Source organism: Paenibacillus macerans (genome assembly GCF_050565405.1).
Taxonomy (GTDB): Bacteria; Bacillota; Bacilli; order Paenibacillales; family Paenibacillaceae; genus Fontibacillus; species Fontibacillus macerans_B.
The window spans coordinates 1-21,852 of sequence record NZ_JBNYYG010000041.1; the positions used below are offsets into that span (position 1 = coordinate 1).

Sequence of the window (21,852 nt, forward strand, 5' to 3'; positions counted from 1 at the left end):
GCAATATTCCCTGATAGCTCAGTTGGTAGAGCACTCGACTGTTAATCGAGTTGTCACAGGTTCGAGTCCTGTTCGGGGAGCCATATGCTCTCATAGCTCAGTAGGTAGAGTGCATCCATGGTAAGGATGAGGTCACCGGTTCGATCCCGGTTGAGAGCTCCATTACATAAGGCCCGTTGGTCAAGGGGTTAAGACACCTCCCTTTCACGGAGGTAACAGGGGTTCGAATCCCCTACGGGTCACCATTTTCTCTTATTGCTTCGACTTGGGTCAGGATTCTCTGGTTTGAAGTTAATGCAAGTCCCAGAACGGAGGCTTAGCTCAGCTGGGAGAGCATCTGCCTTACAAGCAGAGGGTCGGGGGTTCGATCCCCTCAGCCTCCACCATGAACATTGGGGATTAGCCAAGCGGTAAGGCAACGGACTTTGACTCCGTCATGCATAGGTTCGAATCCTATATCCCCAGCCATTTTTATTAAGAGCCATTAGCTCAGTTGGTAGAGCACCTGACTTTTAATCAGGGTGTCGAAGGTTCGAGTCCTTCATGGCTCACCATTTTACCCTTAGGTAAAATCATTAGGATTTGTGCGCGTGTGGCGGAATTGGCAGACGCACTAGACTTAGGATCTAGCGTCTTTGACGTGGGGGTTCAAGTCCCTCCACGCGCACCATTTATGCGGACGTGGCTCAGCGGTAGAGCATCGCCTTGCCAAGGCGAGGGTCGCGGGTTCGATTCCCGTCGTCCGCTCCATATTATGCGCCCTTAGCTCAGCTGGATAGAGCGTTTGACTACGAATCAAAAGGTCGGGAGTTCGAATCTCTCAGGGCGCGCCATTTAAATTTAATAAGTTTGGCGTTTCAACGCGCTGTAACTGTACTTTGATTAACGGGACGTAGCTCAGCTTGGTAGAGCACCTGGTTTGGGACCAGGGGGTCGCATGTTCGAATCGTGTCGTCCCGACCATTTATATTCAGGTGCGGGTGTAGTTCAATGGTAGAACTCCAGCCTTCCAAGCTGGTAGCGTGGGTTCGATTCCCATCACCCGCTCCATACATAACAGCAACATCATCTAATCCGATGATGTTTTTTGTTATAATTTTGCGAAAATCAGTACGACCTGGGGCATTCAACCATGATTTCCTATACTTCTATCCTTGCATTTTATTGCTTTACCGTGTTAGGGTAGTTAGGCCGGGTAAAATAACCGACACGTGGCTCTGCATACGGTTTAAGGAAAGCAACATTTTCCTCGGCAGCCAGAAGTACTATAGGGCCGTTCTCATTATCATGCATAATTATGAGGCCGTACCTCTGCAACTAACGCCCGAAATGCTTACGTAACAAAGGCTCCCGGCCTTGGATTCGATTGGTGATATAAATCATTGCGGATAATTAGTCAGAGTGCATGACTTGGGAAAGTCAAGGTTTCGTAAATTCTTACAAATTAAGTGAAGATTTTCAGGGAAGTTTATTGTATTATGTTAAGAAACGTCTTGCGACGTCCGTTTAGCCTAGCAGGGGCCCCGAGTGGCCGTGAAACTTGCGATATCGATAAGGGAAGCCCATAAGTGCTTTCAAATATGTTAAGCCAAGTTTTAGAAAGACGGAATAGGGATGAAATGGGGGAGAAACATGACTGAACTAACGGTTACCGCAGGTAAAGGCAACGCAAATAACCTGCTCCGGCGAGACATTCGTTTTTTGGGCAATATTCTAGGAGAGGTCCTTGTGCATCAGGGCGGCAACGAACTCTTGGATATTGTCGAGAAGATACGTGAAGCCAGTAAATCGCTGAGAGCCGTATTTTTACCGGAACTGCACGAAGAGTTTAAAGAATTGATCAATTCTCTGGAACCCGGAATTCGTCATCAGGTCATCCGTGCCTTTGCTATCTACTTCCAACTCGTGAATATCGCCGAGCAAAATCACCGGATCCGCCGTAAAAGGGATTATGAACGTTCGGCAGGGGACTCGATTCAACTTGGGACGATCGAGGCTGCCGTGAAGGATCTGAAGGATCGTGGATTCAGCTACTCGGAAGCCCAGGAAATTTTGAGCGGGATGTCCCTGGAACTGGTGATGACGGCTCACCCTACCGAAGCGATGCGGCGTGCTATCCTGGATATCCATAAACGTATTGCGGACGACGTGATGCAGTTGGATAACCCGACGCTGACTTACCGGGAACGGGAACAGCTTCGCGAGAAGCTGCTTAATGAAGTCATTACCCTCTGGCAAACCGATGAGCTTCGCGACCGGAAGCCGACCGTGCTCGATGAAGTGAGAAACGGAATGTACTATTTCCATGAAACGTTGTTTCATGTACTTCCCGAAGTATATCAGGAGCTGGAGCGCTGCCTGACCAAATATTATCCAGAACACTATTGGCACGTTCCTACCTACCTGCGCTTCGGCTCCTGGATCGGCGGCGACCGGGACGGCAATCCGTCCGTTACCTCTGACGTGACCTGGGAGACGCTGCGGATGCAGCGGAAGCTGGCTGTACGCGAGTACCAGCGGATCCTGTTCGAATTGTTCAAGCATCTCAGCTTCAGCACCAGCATCGTGGACGTTACCGATGTGCTGATGGCATCCATCCAGCGGGATCGCCTCGAGGTCACGTTGCGAAAGACGCAGCAGTGGAACAACGATAAGGAGCCTTATCGCATCAAGTTGACTTATATGACAGAGAAGCTGCATAACCTTTTGGACGATACGACTAAAGAAACGCCGGAACGTTATGCCGACGTGAATTCGTTTATCCAAGACCTGAAGATCATCGACCGCAGCTTGCGTCATCATTATGCGGATTATGTGGCCGATACCCATATCAAAAAACTGATCCGCCAGGTGGAGCTATTTGGTTTCCATACGGCTACCTTGGATATCCGCCAGCACAGCAAAGAGCATGAGAACGCCATGACGGAAATATTGGCCAACATGAACATTGTGGCTAACTATGCCGAATTGGAAGAAGAAGAGAAAGTGCGATTGCTGGAGCGCTTGCTGAATGATCCGCGTCCGTTGACTTCGCCATACCAGGAGTATAGTGAAAGCACGAAGGAATGCCTGGAAGTGTACCGCACGGTTTATCTGGCGCAAAAAGAATACGGCCAACAGTGCATCACCAGCTATCTGATCAGTATGACGGAGGCGGCTAGCGATATTCTCGAGGTCATGGTTTTCTCGAAAGAAGTAGGCCTGTTCCGTAAAGAAGCCGACGGAACGGTGACCTGCACGCTGCAATCCGTACCGCTGTTCGAAACGATCGACGACCTGCATGCCGCACCGGGCATCATGCGCCAGTTGTTCCGTATGCCGATTTACCGCCAGTCAGTGGCTGCGATGAACGACCTGCAGGAGATCATGCTCGGTTATTCCGACAGCAACAAGGACGGCGGCGTCGTCACGGCTAACTGGGAGCTGCGCGTCGCATTGAAGCAAATTACAGCGGCCGCCACCGAGTTCGGCGTGAAGCTGAAGTTCTTCCATGGCCGCGGAGGCGCGCTGGGCCGCGGGGGCATGCCGCTCAATCGCAGCATCCTCGTACAACCGCCGGAAACGATTGGGGGCGGGATCAAAATCACCGAGCAAGGCGAAGTGATCTCTTCGCGCTACTCCCTGCGGGGCATCGCCTACCGCAGCTTGGAGCATGCGACGTCAGCCTTGATTACTGCGGCGATTCAAGCTAAGCTGCACCAGGAGTCGAATCCGGAAGAAGAACGTTGGGAAGAGATCATGGCGGGCATTTCCGAAACGTCGTTGGACAAATATCAGGATCTGGTATTCCGCGAGCCGGACTTCCTGAAGTTCTTCCGCGAATCGACGCCGCTGGTTGAGGTGGGCGAGCTGAACATCGGCTCCCGGCCATCCAAACGCAAGAATAGCGATCGCTTTGAAGACCTTCGCGCGATTCCATGGGTGTTTGCCTGGACGCAAAGCCGGTATTTGTTCCCGGCATGGTATGCGGCCGGTACCGGCCTGATGAATTTTTATCAGAACAAGGAAGAGAACCTCAAGGTATTGCAGGACATGTACCGGAACTTCTCCTTCTTTACGTCCATCGTCGATACGTTGCAGTTCGCGTTAATCAAGGCTGATCTTGTCATCGCCAAGGAATATGCGAAAATGTGCTCCGATACGGACGTTAAAGAGCGCATCCTGGGGCAAATCGAAGAGGAGTTCCATCGGACGCGGGACATGGTGCTGAAGATCGCGGGCATTTCCGAAATCCTCGACAATGTTCCGGGATTGCAGGAGTCGATCCGCTTGCGTAATCCATACGTCGATCCGCTTAGCTATTTGCAGGTTCAGCTGTTAAGCGAACTGCGCACCGTTCGCGATCAAGGGCAGGATGATGCCGAGCTGCTGCGGGAAGTATTGCTTACCATTAATGGAATTGCCGCCGGACTCCGGAATACGGGTTGATACCCGGGCAGACAAGAAGAACATACGGCCGGGCCTTCTCGAGAAGGCCCGGCTTTTGCTTAATGTATTGCAATTTGCGGAAAGTTGCATTAACATTTGAATGAAGTGCCGACGACGGAATGTGCCCTTTGTCAAGCGCAAGGGGAACGAAAGCCGGACATGCAAGGTGCAAGCGTCTGAGCCCTTCCAAAGGATCTGGGGGAAAATATGGTGGTGGAACATTTCGATGCAAGACTGGTGAAGCTGGCCCGGAAAGGGGACCAGGGAGCGTTCGCCGAACTTGTCGATTTATATAAGGATAAGCTTTTTCATTTGGCATACCGGATGTTGTCCAACCGGCACGAGGCGGAGGATGTCGTTCAGGAGACGTTTTTAAGGGTGCACAAAAATTGGAGCCGGTATGACGATAAGCAGAAATTCTCCACGTGGATTTACCGGATTGCGACCAATTTATGCATTGACCGGCTGCGTAAGCGCAAGCCGAGCTATTATCTGGATGCCGAAATGAACGATCAAGAAGGAATGGATGGCTATACGCTGATCCCGGGGGATGAACGGACGCCGGAAACGGAATACCTCTTGTCGGAAACGCAGCAGACGATTCATCAAGCGATCGAGGGGCTGCCGGCCAAATACAAGTCGGTGATCATGCTGCGTTATCTGCAGGAAATGTCGCTGCAGGAAATTAGCGACGTGCTGGACATGCCGGTAACGACCGTGAAGACTCGCGTGCATCGGGGCCGCGAATTTTTGCGCAAAAAATTGGAACACAAAATGTTCTGATTCGGGAATCTTAATCGGACTTTTTTTATGAAACGATTTGACAGCCGCAACGTATTGTAAGGTAGGACGACTATATTCCCGCCATGCACTCCGCTTTTTCGCATAGATTGAACACTGAAAGGATTGGCTGATATGGAATGCAAACAAGCCTCCTCATTGATGCATGATTATTTGGACGGCGAATTGAGCCGCGACCATGCCGAACAGCTGAAGCAGCATCTTATGATTTGTCCCGATTGCCAGAAGGAATTCAGGGAACTGGAGCAAACCGAGATGATGTTGTTCGCCACCATTAAACAGCATACCAACCTATCGGCTCCCGATGAATTGGTGAACCGGATCATCAGCCAGATCCCGAATCAGCCAAAGCAACAGGCTTGGATCCTATGGATTAAACGCCATCCGGCATTGACGGCAGCGGCGATGTTTTTGCTGGTCATGCTGTTTAGCGCCGTATCCTTCTGGGATACCGACGATCAACTCGTCGTAAAAGGGGCGGACCTCGACCAGGTTATCATTCAAGGCGATACGGTCACCGTACCGAGCAATTCCAAAATTGCCGGCAACTTGACGATAGAAAACGGCAAAGCCGAGATCTATGGTGAGGTTGAAGGTAATTTGACGGTCATTGACGGTACTTACTACCAGGCTTCCACGGCGCATATCTCGGGCGAGGTCAAGCAGATCGACCAGGCGCTGGATTGGATCTGGTACCGGATCACCAACACGTTTACGGAAGTCGCTTATAGGTAAGGAAGGCAGTGTACGATGAATTGGCGCCTCCCATTGGGGAATCGGCGCTTTTTTATTTGTGTTCCTGCAGGAAAAAAATGCATTAGATACGAAATGATCCTATTTTTACTGGAGGCTTGCATCTGACTTGTGAACGTTATAACCTAGTAGTTAGGGGAACCTTATAGAGACAAGCATTTATGCTGTACATATCGTTTCCTTGTCGGCGGGCCATACGCCCGCAAGGAACATTCCGGGGGTCACACCATGAACTATTTTACGAATCTGACTTGGCAGGATAGCATCAAGGATGTCGTTGATATTCTGATCGTTACCTATATTATGTACCACTTAATACTGCTTCTGCGCGGAACGAGAGCCATTCAACTGCTGAAGGGGATTCTCGTTTTGATCGTGATTTGGGCCGTAAGTACGTGGTTCGATTTGTATACGTTGAAATGGCTGATGAATCAGATGTTTACGTTTGGCGTGCTGGCGATCTTTATTATTTTCCAGCCGGAGCTCAGACGCGCGTTAGAGCAGCTTGGACGGGGCAAGCTGTTCGGCCGGAATAGCGCCGATGAGGAAGAGTTCGGGAAGGAAATCGGCGAGATCATTAAGTCCGTGAATTATTTATCGCGTAGAAAAATAGGTGCCCTTATTGTTTTTGAACGCGAAACGGGACTTAATGAATACACTGAATCGGGCATTCCGATGCAGTCGATCATTTCTTCGCAGCTTCTGATCAATATATTCATTCCCAACACGCCGCTTCATGATGGGGCAGTCATCATCCAAGGCCATAGAATCTCCGCGGCCGCTTGTTATTTGCCTTTGTCGGAGAATCCGTTTATCAGCAAGGAGCTCGGAACCCGGCACCGCGCCGCCATCGGGATCAGTGAGGTCGGCGATGCCGTCTCTATCGTTGTTTCCGAAGAAACGGGGCAAATCTCGCTGGCGATCGACGGACAGGTCGTTCGGGACATTAACGAAGAATCCCTAATCTCCAAGCTATATGAGGAATTGGGTCCTAATTCCGGCACTACGGAGAAACGCGGGCCTTTCCGCAGAAGGAAGGAGGCCGGCAAAAATGGATAAATGGCTGACGCATAACAATTTCGCGAAAGTCATCGCGCTTGTTTTCAGCATTATTTTATGGGCCATGGTGCATTTGGACAGCGGGACTCCCGTGGATACAACCACGCTGGCACAACCGAAGATGATCGATAACGTGAAGATCGAAGTGACCGGGTTCGACGAGGAGAAGTACGTGCTGTACGATCTGGAGCCCAATACGGTCCGCATGGAGGTCAAAGGAAAACGCATCGATCTGACGACGAACTTTTCCGATTATAAAGTCAAGTTGAATTTGGAAAATGTAGGTCCCGGGACATTTACGCTTCCGTTGACCCATGAGCTTCCTCCCGGGGTGCAGCTGATTTCGATGGATCCCTCGATCGTCAAGGTCACCATCGAGGCCAAGGAGACCCGGACCGTCCCCGTGACCATCGTCACAAAAGGGGAGCCGGCCGAAAACCTGGTTCTGGGTACGCCGATTATCTCGGGGGATGGGACCGTAGACGTAACTTTGCCGGCCAGCGAAGCGGAAGAGCTGGGCAAGGTTCAGGGGACTGTGGACGTAACCGGGTTGAAGGAATCGGTCAAAGGAAAAAGCGTCAAGCTGACGGCATATGATAAGCAAGGGGAAGCAATGGATAACGCGGAGATTTCTCCGGGCTCCGTGGATGTCGATGTACCTATTAATAAACTGTATAAAAACGTGCCTCTGGAGGTGCGCAGAACGGGCCATTTGCCGGCGGGTTATGTGCTGGCCGGAATCGATACCGACGTAGAAGGCGTGGTCCTGTACGGCACCAAAGAAGCGCTGGAGGGTATATCCTCCTATCCGGTCACGGTCGATCTGAGCCGATTTGACGGGTTGGCTGAGACTAAATTCTCGGTGGACTTGACTCCTCCGGAAGGTTTTGAGAAAATCGAGCCGAGCTCCGTCACGGTCACATTGAATGTCATGCCGGCTGGCCAAAGGCAGATCGACGGTATACCGGTCACGCTCAAGAACGGGAATTCGCTTTATGACGTGAAATGGATCAAACCGGCCGATCATCGAATATCGCTGACGCTCCTGGGGACGAACGAGACGCTGAGCGCTCTGAAGCCGGAAGACATTGAGGTTACGGCCGATTTGACGAATCTCGGACCAGGCGCCCACACCGTTCCGGTGGAGATTAAGCTGCCGGCTTATGTGGAACTGGCCGAACCCGGCCAAACGCCGACGGTTGACGTGGAGCTAACGGAAAAAGGGAACCCGGCCTCAGGGGTACCTGAAGATCATGCAAATCAAGCGGAGAACGGCCAGAACCCGGCCGGAAATGAAACGCCTCCTCTTCATGAGGAGAACGGCGCAAACAAAGGAAATGACACGTCCGGCGAAGGCGAGTAATTTCGCGATAAACGGCACCAACGAAATTGGGATGTAGACCGGACAGCGGACCTTAGGGTCGGAATTCGCGGTACGGTCCTTTGCAAAATGTTGAAGGAGTGAAATCATGGGGAAGTATTTTGGAACGGATGGAGTAAGAGGGATTGCCAATAAAGAATTAACGGCGGAGCTGGCTTATCAGATCGGACGCTGCGGAGGATACGTGCTGACGGGCCAGGCGCACAAGCCTAAGGTCGTGATCGGGATGGACACGCGGATTTCCGGCGTCATGCTCGAGTCCGCCTTGGTGGCGGGGATGCTGTCGATCGGTGCGGACGTAATCCGTCTGGGCGTGGTTACTACGCCGGCCGTGGCTTACTTGACGCGGCTGCTGAAAGCGGACGCCGGCGTGATGATCTCGGCCTCTCACAATCCGGTGGAGGACAACGGAATCAAGTTTTTCGGGAGCGACGGCTTCAAGCTGTCCGACGAAACGGAACTGGAGATCGAAGCGCTGCTCGACAAGGAAAGCGATGAGTTGCCTCGTCCGGTAGGGGGAGGTTTGGGAACGGTCACGATCGACAACGATTCCAAGCTGAAATATTTGGAGCATCTGAAGACGACGATCACCTCTTCGTTCAAAGGGCTCAAGGTCGTTCTGGACTGCGCTAATGGAGCGGCTTACGAGTTGGCACCGATGCTGTTCCGCGAGCTGGGAGCGGAGGTGCATACCCTTGCCGCGGAGCCTAACGGCTTGAATATCAACGACCACTGCGGATCAACGCATCCGGAACGGCTGAAGGAGGAGGTCGTCCGCCTGGGCGCCCATCTGGGCCTGGCCTTCGACGGGGATGCCGACCGTCTGATCGCGATTGACGAGCAGGGGGAAGAAGTGGATGGCGACTATATCCTGTGTATCTGCGGCGACGCGATGAACAGGGCCGGCAGGTTGAAGGACAGCACGGTGGTGTCGACCGTCATGAGCAACTTCGGGTTTTACAAGGCGACGAAGAAACTGGCGTTGAACACCCAGCAAACCGCAGTCGGCGACCGCTACGTCATGGCGGAAATGCTGCGCGGCGGATATAATCTGGGCGGGGAGCAGTCCGGGCACGTGATCTTCCTGGACTATAACACGACCGGGGACGGGATTCTGACGGCCATTCAACTGGTGGATACGCTGCTCTCCTCCGGCCAGCCGCTGAGCGAGCTAAAGAAGGTTATGAAGCAGTATCCGCAGGTGCTCGTCAACGTCCGCGTGCAGGACAAGAGCAAATTCGCCGGAAATCCGGCGATTGCTGAAGCGGTTGCCGACGTGGAGCGCGAGCTTGGCGATAACGGCCGCGTGCTCGTACGTCCGTCGGGAACCGAGTCGCTAATCCGCGTCATGGCCGAAGGGCCGGAGAAAACGGAGCTGGAGAAGCTGGTTTCGCAGATCGTGGATGTCGTGGAGAAACAACTGGTATAACGCGATCATATAGATCAATCGTTCATTTAGGTCCAGACGGACCGCCGGACGGGAGAGATTCCCGACGGCGGTTTTTGCTTTAGGTCCAAAGGGGAACCGGACGAGTCTTATCGATCAGGACAACTTGATCATTGCCAAAACGTGTGAAGGTGCATATAATTAAGCATATTCGAGAAAAGAAAGCGAGGGTCGTAAGGTTACCGGAAGTTAAGCGCCAGAGCTACATTTCGCGCGTACGCCGGATCTACGGGATTACATTAAAGCTAGAGGCAACGGATGCATCGCCAATCAGCAGGGGCGGAAGGCCAGCCTGCAAGCGACGGATGGGGCCTTAAGCTTGTAGATTCGATCGGAACGGCAAATGATAGCTGACGAGGTGGAGGTGTTCGGAATGTTCGGCGGGGGCCTCCCGGTGTTGCATCGCACCGTAACCGCATCGGCAAAAGGAATGGGCGACCGTTCCCACAAACCGTGCGGGCAGATGGATAATAACATTCATAGGAAAATCATGAGTGTACGTAAGCAAGCAACGCGGAAGAAAGCCGCGGTAGACGGAGCAACATGGACATTCGTGAAAAATGGCTGAAAATCGAAAATAGCATCATTCACTTTTTTGACAATTGAATAGTTCTGTCTCGGTGTACCGCGCAAGGATTCTTCCGCATTCGCTCTTACGGCCAAAAACCATCTTGTAAGAATGAAACGGAGGAAATAAATATTATGTGTGGTATTGTTGGATACATTGGGAATCGGGATACGCAGTCGGTGTTGATTGATGGACTTAAAAAGCTGGAGTACCGCGGGTACGATTCGGCCGGCATTGCGGTGTTTACGTCGGAAGGACTGAAAATCGCGAAATCGCTGGGCCGGCTGGCTAACCTGGAATCGAAGCTGGAGGATGCGCCGCTATCGGGATCAGCCGGGATCGGCCATACCCGTTGGGCAACGCACGGCAAACCGTCTGACGTCAATTCTCATCCGCATACCGACCACAGCCAGAAGTTTTCGGTCGTGCATAACGGCATCGTCGAGAACTACCTGGAACTGAAGGAAGAACTGATCGAACAAGGGTATGTGTTTGTATCCGAGACGGATACGGAGGTCATTTCCCATCTGGTGGCCCGCGAATATCAAGGCGATATCGTGAAGGCCGTTCAGAAAGCGATCAGCTATATGCGCGGCGCGTTTGCGCTGGGGGTGCTGACGGAGTATGAGCCTAACAAGCTTGTCGCTGTCCGTCAAGCCAGCCCGCTCATCATCGGTCTCGGCGACGGGGAGAACTTTATCGGTTCCGACATTCCGGCATTGTTGAATTACACGCGCAACGTGTATATTTTGAATGACGGCGAGATGGCGGTACTGACGAAGGATGCTGTCGAATTGATGACCATTGAAGGGAATTTTATTTCTCGGGAAATGATTCGTGTCGATTGGGACGCGGTGACCGCGGAAAAGGGCGGTTTCGATCATTTCATGCTGAAGGAGATCCACGAACAGCCTAAGGCTTACCGCGACACGATGCTGGGCCGGATCGACGAGAGCGGACGCAAAGTCGTGCTTCCGGGACTCAAGCTGACAGACGAGAAAATCCGCAGCTTGACGGGCATCCACGTGATCGCTTGCGGTACGGCCTATAATGCCGGACTGGTCGGCGGGACCGCCATTGAGCAGCTGGTGCGGATTCCGGTGATGAACGACGTCGCCTCGGAATACCGTTACCGTTCGCCGCTCATTACGCCGGAAACGCTCGTGATCGTCGTCAGCCAATCCGGCGAGACGGCCGATACGCTGGCCGCGCTGCGCGAAGCGCAAGCCAACGGCGCGCACGTTTTGGCGATCACCAATGTGGTCGGGAGCTCGATCGCCCGCGACGCGGACGACGTGATTGCGACGCTGGCCGGACCGGAAATCGCCGTCGCTTCGACGAAGGCGTATACGTCGCAGCTGATCGCGTTCTACCTCCTTGGCCTGTACATGGCCCAGGTGCGCGGCACGCAAAGCGCGGACGAAGTCGCTCATGTGATCGCGGCGATGCATTCGCTGCCGGAGCAAGTGGAAAGCATGCTGGCCAAGGCGGATACGGTGAAAGCTTACGCTGAGCAAATCGCCAGCCATGAGCATCTGTTCTTCATCGGCCGCGGCCTCGACTATGCCGTCGTGCAAGAAGGTTCCCTGAAGCTGAAAGAGATCTCTTACATCCACTCCGAAGCGTATGCGGCGGGTGAGTTGAAACACGGCACGCTGGCCTTGATCGAAGAGGGCGTTCCCGTGATCGCCTTGGCGACGCAGGATACCGTGCTGGAGAAAACCGTCAGCAACATCAAGGAAGTGAAGGCCCGCGGTGCGGACGTCATGGCCATCACGCACGAGGAGCACGTTCCCGGCCTGCTGAAGTCCGTCGACCAAGCCATGGCCATTCCGAAGACGCTGCCATTGCTGACGCCGGCCCTGTCCGTCGTACCGCTGCAGTTGCTCGCCTACTACGCTGCCCTGGCCCGCGGCAACGATGTCGACAAGCCAAGAAACTTGGCGAAGAGCGTGACGGTGGAGTAAACTTTGAACTACGCATAAATATTTGATTCATTACAATAAAGTATTGCTCTGAACAATAAAGTTTTGATCTGTATAAAGAAATAACAAAAAAGTTGTGTTCTAACTCTTAATGGCATCAATACAGTCATAAGAGCGGAATTACACCTATCATCATGAGCCGTCCTCCTATTCAGAGGACGGCTTTTTATGAAATGAATGGGGGGCTTGTTTGATGAAGAGCATTGGCGAGAAAGTAAAGCTAATACGTGTAAAGTATGATTTAAACCAAATTGCTTTTGCGGAGAAAATCGGGATTTCCCAGGGGAGACTTAGTGAAATCGAACAGGGAAAAACAAAGCCCTCTGCTGAGACTCTGAGAGAGCTTAGGAAACATTTTGGAGTTGATTTAAACTGGTTATTTGACGAAGAAAACTGACATATCGTTATAGAGAACAGAGTAACTTGTGTAATTTACTCCGCATATCCTCAAGTCATCGATGATCGGGAATAATGAATATCTTAGAGAGTATAGTTAAACTTAAAAGCTGCCATCGCTACAAATTAATTCTTTAGTGACTTTACCATTCATACCGCAGCGTCGTTTCTTGTCTCTCGTTTGAAAACTCATAGATGGATGCCAAGCCATGATCGATATAGAACATTGTCAATATGGGGTTATCTGCCGAGCCATAAATCTTTTTTATGTTCGGAAACCTGTCCAGAGTGAGTTTTAATAAATTGTAGTTGTATTCAAAAACAACTTTGGCGCTTATTCTTAGCGATTCGGTGTAATCCGAGTTGCTGGAGACAAATTCAATATAGGGATATTTCTGCAGATCTTCATACAAAGAAGCATTGGTATCGGTCTGAAAATAGATTCTGCCGTTTTCGTATAGTTGAAATTGAATCGTCCGTATCGCTGGCTTCCCATCAATTCCAACCGTTGCCATCTGTACTTCTTTGTGGTCGGTCAAAAACTCTACAATTCGTTTCATGTTGTCATCGAGTCCTCTATAATCTTGCACAAAAATAGGAGCAGTATCTTCAGAGTTGATTTTGTTGAGGGGTGGTGCAGGGCTAGCGGTTGTGGTAGGTTTCACCATTGGTGTTGAAGCAGGCAGGACATTGTTGTTATCCGAGCATGCTGAAAATATTAATGTAAACATTAGCAATGCTGATAATGTGTGAAACTTCATTATATATTACTCCCCCTTTACATACTGAAAAGCTAATATAACCCCCAGAGCACAGACATGTAAGTAAGCACCTTTTTATTATTGACTAACCTATCACGAACAGTGGTTGTTGCTTAAGAAACCAAAAGATCATTTAGCTGAAGATAATTGTATGGAGGTGCGATTATTTTCTTTGGTATCTTTCAACATGCTTAAGACATAAGTCTTTAGGAATTGGGGTTTCGCCGTGTTCCATAACTTGATCCCATCCGAATAAATGAAATTTTTATCCATTTCATTTACTGTGCCGGCAAAGTAATGCAGATTTAGTTCCGTCATAACCCGGGCCATCTTATCTCGTTCTTCATCTGAGTAATTTTGTGAGGAGAGCGATTTATAGACTTTATCATAAGAGTTCTGCCGGAAGAAATCAGTCGAGTACTCTGTGAATTTCGTAAGGTCCACATTATTAGGTTTTGCAGATCTCCCCCAACTTTCAACATCAATCTTCTTGGTGGTGTATTCCAGGACTGCGGACGAATCCATATAGTGAAGGTCTCCAAACTGATGAGGATAGACTACAAAGGCACTTGTAGCAACATCAATCATCTGGTCTTGGGAACGAATGTCTTGTATGTGGCTGTGACCGGATAGCACAAGGTTTATCCCGGCAGCTTTAAGCTGTGCAATTACTTGTTCATTGTTGTTGATCGTAAATCCCAGTGAGGAAAGTTCGCTGTGATCAATGAGATTGTGATGCATTACGGCGAAGACTTGTGTTCCAGCTTTTTTGGCTAATGCGCCCTGTTCACCTATCCATGCGAGTGTTGATTGTGATAGTTCCCCCTCCGTTACAGGGTAGCCGACATCTAAGTTTCGGTCATATATGCTTGTATCTAGCATCAAAACCCAAAGATTGTCGGACAATTTGGCGAGATAGCTTAGAGAATCCTGATCTCTGTCCACTGCTTGGTTATAGCCAAGATCGGCGTAGATTACTTCGAATTGCTGAGGTGAAATGTAATCCGTTTTTAGCTGCTCTTCCTCTTTAAAACTTCTTGCCCAAGGATTCAGGATATCATGGTTACCAGGAATAACATAAACTTCTATACCCGAATTTTTAATAATGCCAAGTTTTTTTGCAAGTTCTTCATGGCTGACTTTTTCACCATTGTTTGTTAGATCTCCGCTAAGAATCACTGCCTTTGGTCTGGCATTAATCACTTGCTGCATCCAAGCATCCAATAACTCTTCAGAATAGTTAAGCATTTTGGAGTCACCACTCTTAATAAAGGCCTGAAAGGCTTCTCTGTTATCGTGAAGAGAGTGACTTATATAGTGAAGATCGGTAGCTACGTAAAAATTGGTTATCGCATATAGATCGTTAATGGAATTTGCTTTATTTGCAGAAGAATTGCATCCGACTATAGTAAGCAGGCAGCAGAGGAAGATAATTTTGAACGAAGATTTCTTAAATCTCATCTGCTTGGGATACCTCCACAACTCATATATATAAAATGCTGATCGATACAATAAGATGAGCTGTTATATCGATGCGATTCACACATTTTGGAGAGCATTGTTATAGTCGGTCTCGCCAGTTAAACCAAAATCGATATAAATAATTTGACCACTTAAATAGCTGCAGATATCACTTCCTACAACCACTAAAGGATAACCCATTTCCTCAGGTTTTCCGGGGCGACCATTCCAGCTCTTCAAGAATAAATCATGCATGAGTTGTTCGCCACTTTCTTCACTGCCATCCTGGCTTACAGCTAGATTGAAATCCTTAGTTAAGCCGCTGGTTGTATAACTTGGGGCGACAGCATTAATGCGAATCTTTCTGCCAATAAACTCTTCCGAACGAACCTTAGACTTCACATAGGCGTTTAAACATTGTTTAGAGAAGCAATAGGCGTCTGAAGAATAACCATCAGAGAATATTTCAAGGTGTTCATCGACCCAATTAGATTGAGCTTCGAATGTAGGACAAGCAAGGATCTCGCTAATTAAAGACATCTTAGACTCCCATCCATATCCACCTGAAGATGAAATGAATGACACGGATCCACCATCAGCAATTCGGGGCAATAAAGTTTCAACAATATATCGTTGTCCTATAAAGTTAACAAGCTGAATTAATTTTTCTTTTCCTTTAATGAGAGCCATTCCATGGCACACAAATAAAGCATCAATAGTTTTAGGCAACTCGGCGATAGCCATGTCGATTGTATTTTTATTCGCAAGATCACCCTTGATGGCTTCATAAACTGGCAAATCAATGTCACTGCGGTCGATTGCATAAACATTAGCGCCGAAGGCTATTAATAATTCTGTAGCAGCTCGTGACATACCAGAAGCAGAACCTGTAATTACAACATTTTTTCCCTTATATCCAAATAAGTCCACTATAGTTTTCACGTTATACCTCCTAGTAATTAATTTCACATAAGTGTTAATTGCACTATATAGTCGTTATACCGGTAGTGCAATAAGGCACCTTTTTATTACTAAGTAACTTAATAGTTACTTTTAAGGCTATGCTCACAAAATAAAATCCCTATATTTGATATTTTAATTGACCTTGTATCTTTATTTGACATTTTTAATGAGTAATCCTATACTTAATAAGGATTAATTGCTCTGACTAATTTCACAAACCACCTAAAGGGAAGGATAGATAAACCATGAAGTTTGATATCCATAAAACAGCCTTGCTGATTATTGACTTGCAGAATGACAACCTTATTAAAGGAGGGAAATTCGAAACATCCGGAGCTGTAGAACACGCTGAGAAACAGAATGTGGTTGAGAATATTAAGGCGATCGCAAATAAAGCGAGAGAAGTAGGCGTACCGGTTTTTCATAACCATTTCGTAGTGGAAGAAGGCGCGAAGGGTATTGGGAATAGAGCTCCAATATTCAGAGCAATTGCAGAAACGGGAAGTATTGTAAGAGGAACTTGGGGAGCTGCGCCTGTCACTGGAGTGGAGCCACAAGAAGGTGACTTTGTAATCGAGAAGTCCCGTATGAGTGCTTTTAATGGTACTCAACTGGATACTTTACTGAGAGGGCTAGGTATTGAAAATATTATTGTGACAGGTGTATGGACGAATATGGCTGTTGAGCACACCTGCAGAGATGGTGCGGACTTTGGTTACAACGTTACTATTGCGACGGACGGTACAGCGACAATCAATGAAGAGTGGCAGAGAGCGGCTTTAGACTACGCAATGAACAACATAGCAACCAAAATGACTACTGAGGAAATCATCGAAAGTTTAGGATAAACAAAAGGCTGCATAGCCAATGTTATCTTGGTACAGTTCTAAACCGGATTGAATTGCCACGGAGAGGTTGCGCTATGTCCAAGGAGCAGCTCAGTTTGTTCGGTACTAGTTACCGTTCATATGAGCTGTTCCTTTGTTAAAAGGTCTCCTTTAAATTGATTAGTCACTTGGTTATAATGAATGAACGATAGACTAACTATGTTTAGGAGACGGATCATTGTGAATGAGGTTGGCACTTTAAAAAAGGGCATTGATATATTGTGGTTAATCATTGAAAAAGGCAGCCTGTCAGTACTTGAGATCATGGAGATGCTTTCGTTAAACCGAAGTACTACATATCGGCTGGTTAATACGTTGGAGCAAAACCATTTAATTGAGAAGAACAGCGATAGCACCTACTCTGTATCAGGACAACTGATCCAGAGTCTTCAGGACAATAGCTTTAATTTCGACTTGGACTCCAGTATTCTTCGGGTTTCAGATGAGTTTAGAGAGTTAACAGGAGAAACTGTATTTATTGGTATTTTAAGCGGTGCTCACGTCATTGCAACTCATATTATCCCCGGCCGCTACGCTACAAGGACGCATTATGAAAGAGGAGATAAGCTTCCGGCGTATCAAAGTGCCATAGGGAAATGTATATTAGCGTTTCAACCGCCTAACATACAAGAACAATATATAGCAAATTTGTCTGATGAACAGAATGCTTCCTTTACTATGCTTGAACAGGTCAAATCAGCCGGGTTTTCCATTGATAATGAGGAAACAGAACCAGGGGTTCGTTGTATTGCAGCACCAATTTGGAGAGCCGGACGAGTTGCTGCTGCAGTAGCAATATCGGGACCTTCGGTTCGAGTATCAAGAGAAATGGATGAAGAGAACAGTAAACTTGTTCGGCGGTTTTCTCACCAAATTTCAGCTGCTCTAACCGAAAGATAACAAAATTTCAAAGCAGAGAATTCAAAAGAAAACGCATACTTTTCTACTTGTCAAAGGTAACTTAATATGATACTTTAATTATGGGATTGTTACTGAAAAGGCATAACCCAAAACATGTAGAATTGGACATGTTTTGGGCTATGCCTTTTTATATTATTCCATAATTTATGCTATATAGGTGTTTGGTTGTAGTGAATAACGGATATCCTAAAAGGAGTGCAGAGTCATGGGAAAAGAGAACTTTTCTGTAGAGCAGACTGGAAGTAAAAAAGGCTTATTTGGTAGGTTCATTAATAAAGTTTCTGGAGCATCACAACAAAAACCAGGAGGTGAGCAAGGTTCCGTTGATATTATTGTTTCCAGTCCGATGAAAGGTCAAGTTGTTCCACTTAGCGCTGTGAATGATGAAGCATTTTCGTCGGAGGCAATGGGAAAGGGAATTGCTATTATTCCAAGTCAAGGTAAAGTTTATGCGCCAGTAGATGGTGTAATGACAAATATTTTCCCTTCTGGACATGCTCTTGGAATTACGGGTGTAAGCGGTGTTGAAGTACTGATTCACGTCGGCCAAGATACCGTGAAGTTAAAAGGAAAATATTTTAATCCAATGGTAAAACAGGGTCAAAAAGTTAAGAAAGGTGATTTGTTGCTAGAATTTGATGTGGAGGGTATTAAGTCTGCAGGCTTTGATGTTACAACACCGATAATCATATCAAACACTGGGGATTTTTCAGGGGTTCAGGTAATTAGTAAAGATATCGTTGATCACACTGAACAATTGCTACTTGTCTCTACTTAGAAGTGGACTTAACTTGATGGGTAAGAACGTTTCGCTCTTAGTCTTGAACATTACCCTACAATTAGACGATTAAAGGTGGGGTCCCTATGAAGGTGATCAAAAAGATTAATAACAATGTAGCCTTGTGTGTAGATGGAAATAATAATGAATTAATTGCTTTTGGTAAAGGTATTGGATTTCCAACTATGCCATATGAAATATCTGATTTGAGTCAAATTTCAATGACTTTTTACAGAGTCGATCGTAACTTGTATCAATTTATACAGGAAATTCCAGAGAACGTGTTTGAAGTTGCGGCCCTTATTGTAAAAAAGGCACAGTCAGAAATTAAAAGTAATTTAAATCCCAACCTTGTAGTTGGTCTCGCGGATCATATTAACTTTGCACTTATCCGGATGCAGAATTATAAAGAAATGCAAATGTTGTTTTCTTATGACGTACAACAGCTGTATCCCAAAGAAACAGAGCTCGGAAAATATGCGGTTGAACTTGTTCATGAGAAGTTGTCGATAAGATTACCCGATAGTGAAATCACGAACATTGCAATGCATTTCGTTAACGCAGAAGAAGAAAGGGAGCCTGACGAGGGTATTGCCACGGAGGCGCTGATCTTAGAAATCGCCGAAAAGATTGAAGATTTCTATTCTATAGTTATTGATAGAAAAGACTTTAACTATAATCGTTTTGCTACTCACTTGAGATATTTCTTGAAGAGAGTAAACAATAAATCGCAATTTAAAGATGATAACGCTTCCCTCATAGAAGCAATTAAAGAATTAAATCCCCAAGTCTACGAATGTGCTTATTTGATCGCAAAATTTATTGATGAAAAACTTGACTCTAAATGTACAGAAGATGAAATATTGTACTTGATGATGCATATATATCGTATCGTTCGTAATTCAAAAATTTAAATGGGATTGTAACTCGTAATGGAGGCATTACCCAAAGTTGATGTGAGTGATTGCTCATATTAGCTTTGGGTTTTTTTATTAAATTTAGGGGTGATAAACATGGCTCAAAACGAAAAAATTGAAAAGACAGCTAGTGAGGTATTAAAGGCAGTCGGGGGAACAAACAATATCACAACAGTTACTCATTGTATGACCAGATTGCGATTTAACCTTAAAGATGAGAGTATTCCCAATGCAGAGGAAATCAAAAAAATTCCAGGAGTCTTAGGTACAGTAAGCGCCGGAGGGCAGTTCCAAGTAGTGATTGGGCAGACCGTTGATCAAGTTTACAAGTCTCTGAGCTCAATCGCTGGACTCGACAATAATGCAAAATCTGAGGAGAGTTCTGAAGGGCAGAAAAAACAAATTACTTTAAAATCAATTGGAAGCGGTATCCTTGATGGTATTGCCGGCTGTCTTACGCCTCTGATCCCACTACTGTTAGCCGCCTCCATGTTTAAGTTACTTGTAGCATTACTCGGCCCGAGCATGCTTGGAGTGATAAATGAATCCAGTGATTTATATACTTTGTTGACATTTGTAGGAGATGCGGGTTTCTACTTCTTCCCAATTGTAGTTGGTTTTACGGCTGCCAGAAAGTTCGGCGCAACGCCAGTATTAGCCATGTTTTTAGGTGGAATTATGATCCATCCTACCCTTATTGATATTGCGGCTAAAGGAACTGACTTTTCTGTATTTGGAATTCCAAGTAAAGTGCAAAACTATTCCAGTACTATTCTGCCGATTATCATGTCAGTGTGGGTCATGTCTTACATTGAGAAGTTCTTTAAAAAGTATCTACCTAATACAATGAAAACGATTTTGGCGCCATCTTTAACTATTCTTATTATGCTTCCCATTGCTCTTACGGTCCTTGGGCCGGCAGGCTCCTTTGTAGGAAGTTATGTCAGCAATGGACTACTAGGTTTGTCTGGTGTTACAGGCTTCCTTGGAGTGGCTATTATTGCGGCCATCTATGAGTTTCTGGTAATGAGCGGAATGCATATTGTACTGTTGACTGCGCTGATCCTTGCTTTTTCTACAAACGGACATGAAGCTTTAGTTACTCCTGCTGCTGTGGTAGCCAGCTTGGCTGTTGCGGGAATGTGTCTGGGAGCAGGTCTTCGCATTAAAGAGAAGGACCAGCGGGGTCTCTCAATCGGCTTTTTTATAGCTTCACTTATTGGCGGAGTGACGGAACCCGGGCTTTATGGTGTAGGCATGCGGTATAAACGTCCTTTTCTGGGATTGATTATCGGTGGATTTGCTGGCGGCCTCTATGCCGGAATCACAGGAGTCACTGCTTATACACTGATCCCGGTAGCAAGCTTTTTGGCTGTTATTGGATTTGCAGGCGGACCAATGTCCAATTTGGTAAATGGCATTATTGCTGCAACAATTGCTTTTATTGTGTCCGCAATCGCTACGTATTTCCTTGGATTTAAGAAAGATGATCCTATTGTAGTGAAAGGTACCGAAAATCATTAAAAAACGTGGTATTTCGTAGTGGGGGAGAACATTATGATCAAATTATTAGTAAGAGCTGATGACTTAGGGTATTCCGAGGGAGTAAATTATGGCATTGCTAAAAGTGTAAAGGAAGGCATTATTGGAAGCGTGGGAGTAATGCCCAACATGCCTACTGTTATTCACGGGCTGGATCTGCTAAAAGGTACAAATGTTTGTCTGGGACAACACACCAATATATGTCTCGGCAGACCGCTTACGCCTCCTTCCTTAATACCGAGCATAACAAATGAAAATGGGGAGTTTAAATCATCGCGAGATTACCGTCAAACAAAAGAAGACTTTGTCGTTCTGGATGAAGTTATTTTAGAAATCGAAGCACAATTTCATAGATTTGTCGAACTTGTCGGCGAGCCTCCGCGTTATTTTGAAGGACATGCCGTGTTCAGCGCTAATTTCTTTAAAGGATTGGAAATTGTCGCGGAAAAATACGGCCTTAAATATTCAGGGTTCTCTATGGACGGCAGTCCGGTGAAGATTGGGAGCAAGGATATTAAATTCCATATGGACAGTATGAAGCCTGATTACGTTCCGTTTGAATCGTTAAGAACAGCTTTGGAAAATGCACAAAAAGATGAGTATCATATGTTTATTTGTCATCCTGGATATTTAGACGGATATCTTCTGAAAAATTCGTCACTTACCTTGCCTAGACCCATGGAAGTCGATATGTTGTGCGATCCAAAGACAAAAGAATGGATAAATGAATCAGGAATAGAGTTAATCACTTACGATGACCTATAAGTGGGTTAAAGAAGATACATTCGCATTGGAATAAATTTG

17 protein-coding genes and 11 tRNA genes are annotated in these 21,852 nt (G+C 47.1%); 25 read left to right on the forward strand and 3 right to left on the reverse strand.

Going from position 1 to position 21,852, the window contains the following annotated elements:
- Positions 1–7: 7 nt before the first annotated feature.
- The 19 genes from ACQ4N8_RS20010 (at position 8) to ACQ4N8_RS20100 (ending at position 12,819) form a co-directional block, all read left to right on the forward strand.
- Positions 8–83, forward strand: a tRNA-Asn gene (locus tag ACQ4N8_RS20010).
- A 3-nt stretch (positions 84–86) separates the two neighbouring features.
- A tRNA-Thr gene (locus ACQ4N8_RS20015) sits at positions 87–162 on the forward strand.
- An 8-nt stretch (positions 163–170) separates the two neighbouring features.
- A tRNA-Glu gene (locus ACQ4N8_RS20020) sits at positions 171–245 on the forward strand.
- 65 nt (positions 246–310) lie between these two features.
- Positions 311–386 (forward strand) — tRNA-Val (locus ACQ4N8_RS20025).
- A 7-nt stretch (positions 387–393) separates the two neighbouring features.
- Positions 394–468 (forward strand) — tRNA-Gln (locus ACQ4N8_RS20030).
- Positions 469–478: 10 nt separating this feature from the next.
- A tRNA-Lys gene (locus tag ACQ4N8_RS20035) sits at positions 479–554 on the forward strand.
- 32 nt (positions 555–586) lie between these two features.
- Positions 587–670 (forward strand) — tRNA-Leu (locus tag ACQ4N8_RS20040).
- 5 nt (positions 671–675) lie between these two features.
- Positions 676–750: transfer RNA gene (locus ACQ4N8_RS20045), tRNA-Gly, on the forward strand.
- A gap of 6 nt (positions 751–756) precedes the next feature.
- Positions 757–833: transfer RNA gene (locus ACQ4N8_RS20050), tRNA-Arg, on the forward strand.
- A gap of 53 nt (positions 834–886) precedes the next feature.
- A tRNA-Pro gene (locus tag ACQ4N8_RS20055) sits at positions 887–963 on the forward strand.
- Between the two features lie 13 nt (positions 964–976).
- Positions 977–1,050, forward strand: a tRNA-Gly gene (locus ACQ4N8_RS20060).
- 582 nt (positions 1,051–1,632) lie between these two features.
- Positions 1,633–4,428: a phosphoenolpyruvate carboxylase gene (gene ppc, locus ACQ4N8_RS20065; RefSeq protein WP_430706118.1), complete on the forward strand. Its 2,796-nt coding sequence runs from the start codon at positions 1,633–1,635 to the stop codon at positions 4,426–4,428.
- A 207-nt stretch (positions 4,429–4,635) separates the two neighbouring features.
- The gene (sigW, locus tag ACQ4N8_RS20070) at positions 4,636–5,211 is read left to right on the forward strand and encodes an RNA polymerase sigma factor SigW (protein ID WP_430706119.1); all 576 of its coding nucleotides are present in this window, start codon (positions 4,636–4,638) and stop codon (positions 5,209–5,211) included.
- 132 nt (positions 5,212–5,343) lie between these two features.
- Positions 5,344–5,964 (forward strand): zf-HC2 domain-containing protein, encoded by a 621-nt coding sequence (locus tag ACQ4N8_RS20075; protein ID WP_430706120.1) that lies wholly within the window; start codon positions 5,344–5,346, stop codon positions 5,962–5,964.
- A gap of 246 nt (positions 5,965–6,210) precedes the next feature.
- Entirely contained in the window at positions 6,211–7,041 is an 831-nt protein-coding gene (gene cdaA, locus ACQ4N8_RS20080; RefSeq protein WP_430706121.1) for a diadenylate cyclase CdaA, read from the forward strand.
- The gene (locus ACQ4N8_RS20085; protein WP_430706122.1) at positions 7,034–8,404 is read left to right on the forward strand and encodes a CdaR family protein; all 1,371 of its coding nucleotides are present in this window, start codon (positions 7,034–7,036) and stop codon (positions 8,402–8,404) included. Before cdaA ends, ACQ4N8_RS20085 begins: the two co-directional genes overlap by 8 nt.
- Positions 8,405–8,510: 106 nt before the next feature.
- Complete coding sequence (gene glmM / locus ACQ4N8_RS20090; RefSeq protein WP_430706123.1) at positions 8,511–9,851, forward strand: phosphoglucosamine mutase; 1,341 nt, start codon at positions 8,511–8,513, stop codon at positions 9,849–9,851.
- A 720-nt stretch (positions 9,852–10,571) separates the two neighbouring features.
- Positions 10,572–12,404 carry a glutamine--fructose-6-phosphate transaminase (isomerizing) gene (gene glmS, locus ACQ4N8_RS20095; RefSeq protein ID WP_430706124.1) on the forward strand — a complete coding sequence of 611 codons (1,833 nt, stop codon included), beginning with the start codon at positions 10,572–10,574 and terminating at the stop codon, positions 12,402–12,404.
- A gap of 211 nt (positions 12,405–12,615) precedes the next feature.
- On the forward strand, positions 12,616–12,819 hold the full coding sequence (locus ACQ4N8_RS20100) for a helix-turn-helix domain-containing protein (protein WP_430706125.1): 204 nt from the start codon (positions 12,616–12,618) through the stop codon (positions 12,817–12,819).
- A gap of 142 nt (positions 12,820–12,961) precedes the next feature.
- On the opposite strand, the gene ACQ4N8_RS20105 is transcribed toward ACQ4N8_RS20100, so the two are convergent.
- The 3 genes from ACQ4N8_RS20105 to ACQ4N8_RS20115 all read right to left on the reverse strand — a co-directional run bounded on the left by ACQ4N8_RS20105 (position 12,962) and on the right by ACQ4N8_RS20115 (position 15,982).
- Positions 12,962–13,579 (reverse strand): pyridoxamine 5'-phosphate oxidase family protein, encoded by a 618-nt coding sequence (locus tag ACQ4N8_RS20105; protein ID WP_430706126.1) that lies wholly within the window; start codon positions 13,577–13,579, stop codon positions 12,962–12,964.
- A 129-nt stretch (positions 13,580–13,708) separates the two neighbouring features.
- Entirely contained in the window at positions 13,709–15,040 is a 1,332-nt protein-coding gene (locus ACQ4N8_RS20110) for a metallophosphoesterase (protein WP_430706127.1), read from the reverse strand.
- 78 nt (positions 15,041–15,118) lie between these two features.
- On the reverse strand, positions 15,119–15,982 hold the full coding sequence (locus ACQ4N8_RS20115; RefSeq protein WP_430706128.1) for an SDR family oxidoreductase: 864 nt from the start codon (positions 15,980–15,982) through the stop codon (positions 15,119–15,121).
- Positions 15,983–16,248: 266 nt separating this feature from the next.
- Between ACQ4N8_RS20115 and ACQ4N8_RS20120 the strand changes: the two genes are divergently transcribed.
- The 6 genes from ACQ4N8_RS20120 to ACQ4N8_RS20145 all read left to right on the forward strand — a co-directional run bounded on the left by ACQ4N8_RS20120 (position 16,249) and on the right by ACQ4N8_RS20145 (position 21,813).
- Positions 16,249–16,851 (forward strand): cysteine hydrolase, encoded by a 603-nt coding sequence (locus tag ACQ4N8_RS20120; RefSeq protein WP_430706129.1) that lies wholly within the window; start codon positions 16,249–16,251, stop codon positions 16,849–16,851.
- A gap of 219 nt (positions 16,852–17,070) precedes the next feature.
- Positions 17,071–17,790, forward strand: coding sequence for an IclR family transcriptional regulator (locus ACQ4N8_RS20125; RefSeq protein ID WP_430706130.1), 720 nt, complete (start codon positions 17,071–17,073; stop codon positions 17,788–17,790).
- Between the two features lie 226 nt (positions 17,791–18,016).
- On the forward strand, positions 18,017–18,589 hold the full coding sequence (locus ACQ4N8_RS20130; RefSeq protein ID WP_430706131.1) for a PTS sugar transporter subunit IIA: 573 nt from the start codon (positions 18,017–18,019) through the stop codon (positions 18,587–18,589).
- Positions 18,590–18,675: 86 nt separating this feature from the next.
- Positions 18,676–19,503, forward strand: a complete 828-nt coding sequence (locus ACQ4N8_RS20135; RefSeq protein WP_430706132.1) for a PRD domain-containing protein — start codon at positions 18,676–18,678, stop codon at positions 19,501–19,503.
- Positions 19,504–19,602: 99 nt separating this feature from the next.
- Positions 19,603–21,030, forward strand: coding sequence for a PTS transporter subunit EIIC (locus ACQ4N8_RS20140; RefSeq protein ID WP_430706133.1), 1,428 nt, complete (start codon positions 19,603–19,605; stop codon positions 21,028–21,030).
- A gap of 33 nt (positions 21,031–21,063) precedes the next feature.
- Complete coding sequence (locus ACQ4N8_RS20145; RefSeq protein ID WP_430706134.1) at positions 21,064–21,813, forward strand: ChbG/HpnK family deacetylase; 750 nt, start codon at positions 21,064–21,066, stop codon at positions 21,811–21,813.
- Positions 21,814–21,852: the final 39 nt, after the last annotated feature.

Excerpts from the sequence above, each read along its gene's own strand:
- ppc (WP_430706118.1), top strand. The coding sequence starts at position 1,633 with ATGACTGAACTAACGGTTACCGCAGGTAAAGGCAACGCAAATAACCTG.
- cdaA (WP_430706121.1), top strand. The coding sequence starts at position 6,211 with ATGAACTATTTTACGAATCTGACTTGGCAGGATAGCATCAAGGATGTC.
- ACQ4N8_RS20130 (WP_430706131.1), top strand. The coding sequence starts at position 18,017 with ATGGGAAAAGAGAACTTTTCTGTAGAGCAGACTGGAAGTAAAAAAGGC.
- ACQ4N8_RS20100 (WP_430706125.1), top strand. The coding sequence starts at position 12,616 with ATGAAGAGCATTGGCGAGAAAGTAAAGCTAATACGTGTAAAGTATGAT.
- ACQ4N8_RS20120 (WP_430706129.1), top strand. The coding sequence starts at position 16,249 with ATGAAGTTTGATATCCATAAAACAGCCTTGCTGATTATTGACTTGCAG.
- ACQ4N8_RS20140 (WP_430706133.1), top strand. The coding sequence starts at position 19,603 with ATGGCTCAAAACGAAAAAATTGAAAAGACAGCTAGTGAGGTATTAAAG.
- sigW (WP_430706119.1), top strand. The coding sequence starts at position 4,636 with ATGGTGGTGGAACATTTCGATGCAAGACTGGTGAAGCTGGCCCGGAAA.
- ACQ4N8_RS20085 (WP_430706122.1), top strand. The coding sequence starts at position 7,034 with ATGGATAAATGGCTGACGCATAACAATTTCGCGAAAGTCATCGCGCTT.
- ACQ4N8_RS20075 (WP_430706120.1), top strand. The coding sequence starts at position 5,344 with ATGGAATGCAAACAAGCCTCCTCATTGATGCATGATTATTTGGACGGC.
- ACQ4N8_RS20135 (WP_430706132.1), top strand. The coding sequence starts at position 18,676 with ATGAAGGTGATCAAAAAGATTAATAACAATGTAGCCTTGTGTGTAGAT.
- glmM (WP_430706123.1), top strand. The coding sequence starts at position 8,511 with ATGGGGAAGTATTTTGGAACGGATGGAGTAAGAGGGATTGCCAATAAA.
- ACQ4N8_RS20145 (WP_430706134.1), top strand. The coding sequence starts at position 21,064 with ATGATCAAATTATTAGTAAGAGCTGATGACTTAGGGTATTCCGAGGGA.
- ACQ4N8_RS20105 (WP_430706126.1), bottom strand. The coding sequence starts at position 13,579 with ATGAAGTTTCACACATTATCAGCATTGCTAATGTTTACATTAATATTT.
- glmS (WP_430706124.1), top strand. The coding sequence starts at position 10,572 with ATGTGTGGTATTGTTGGATACATTGGGAATCGGGATACGCAGTCGGTG.
- ACQ4N8_RS20110 (WP_430706127.1), bottom strand. The coding sequence starts at position 15,040 with ATGAGATTTAAGAAATCTTCGTTCAAAATTATCTTCCTCTGCTGCCTG.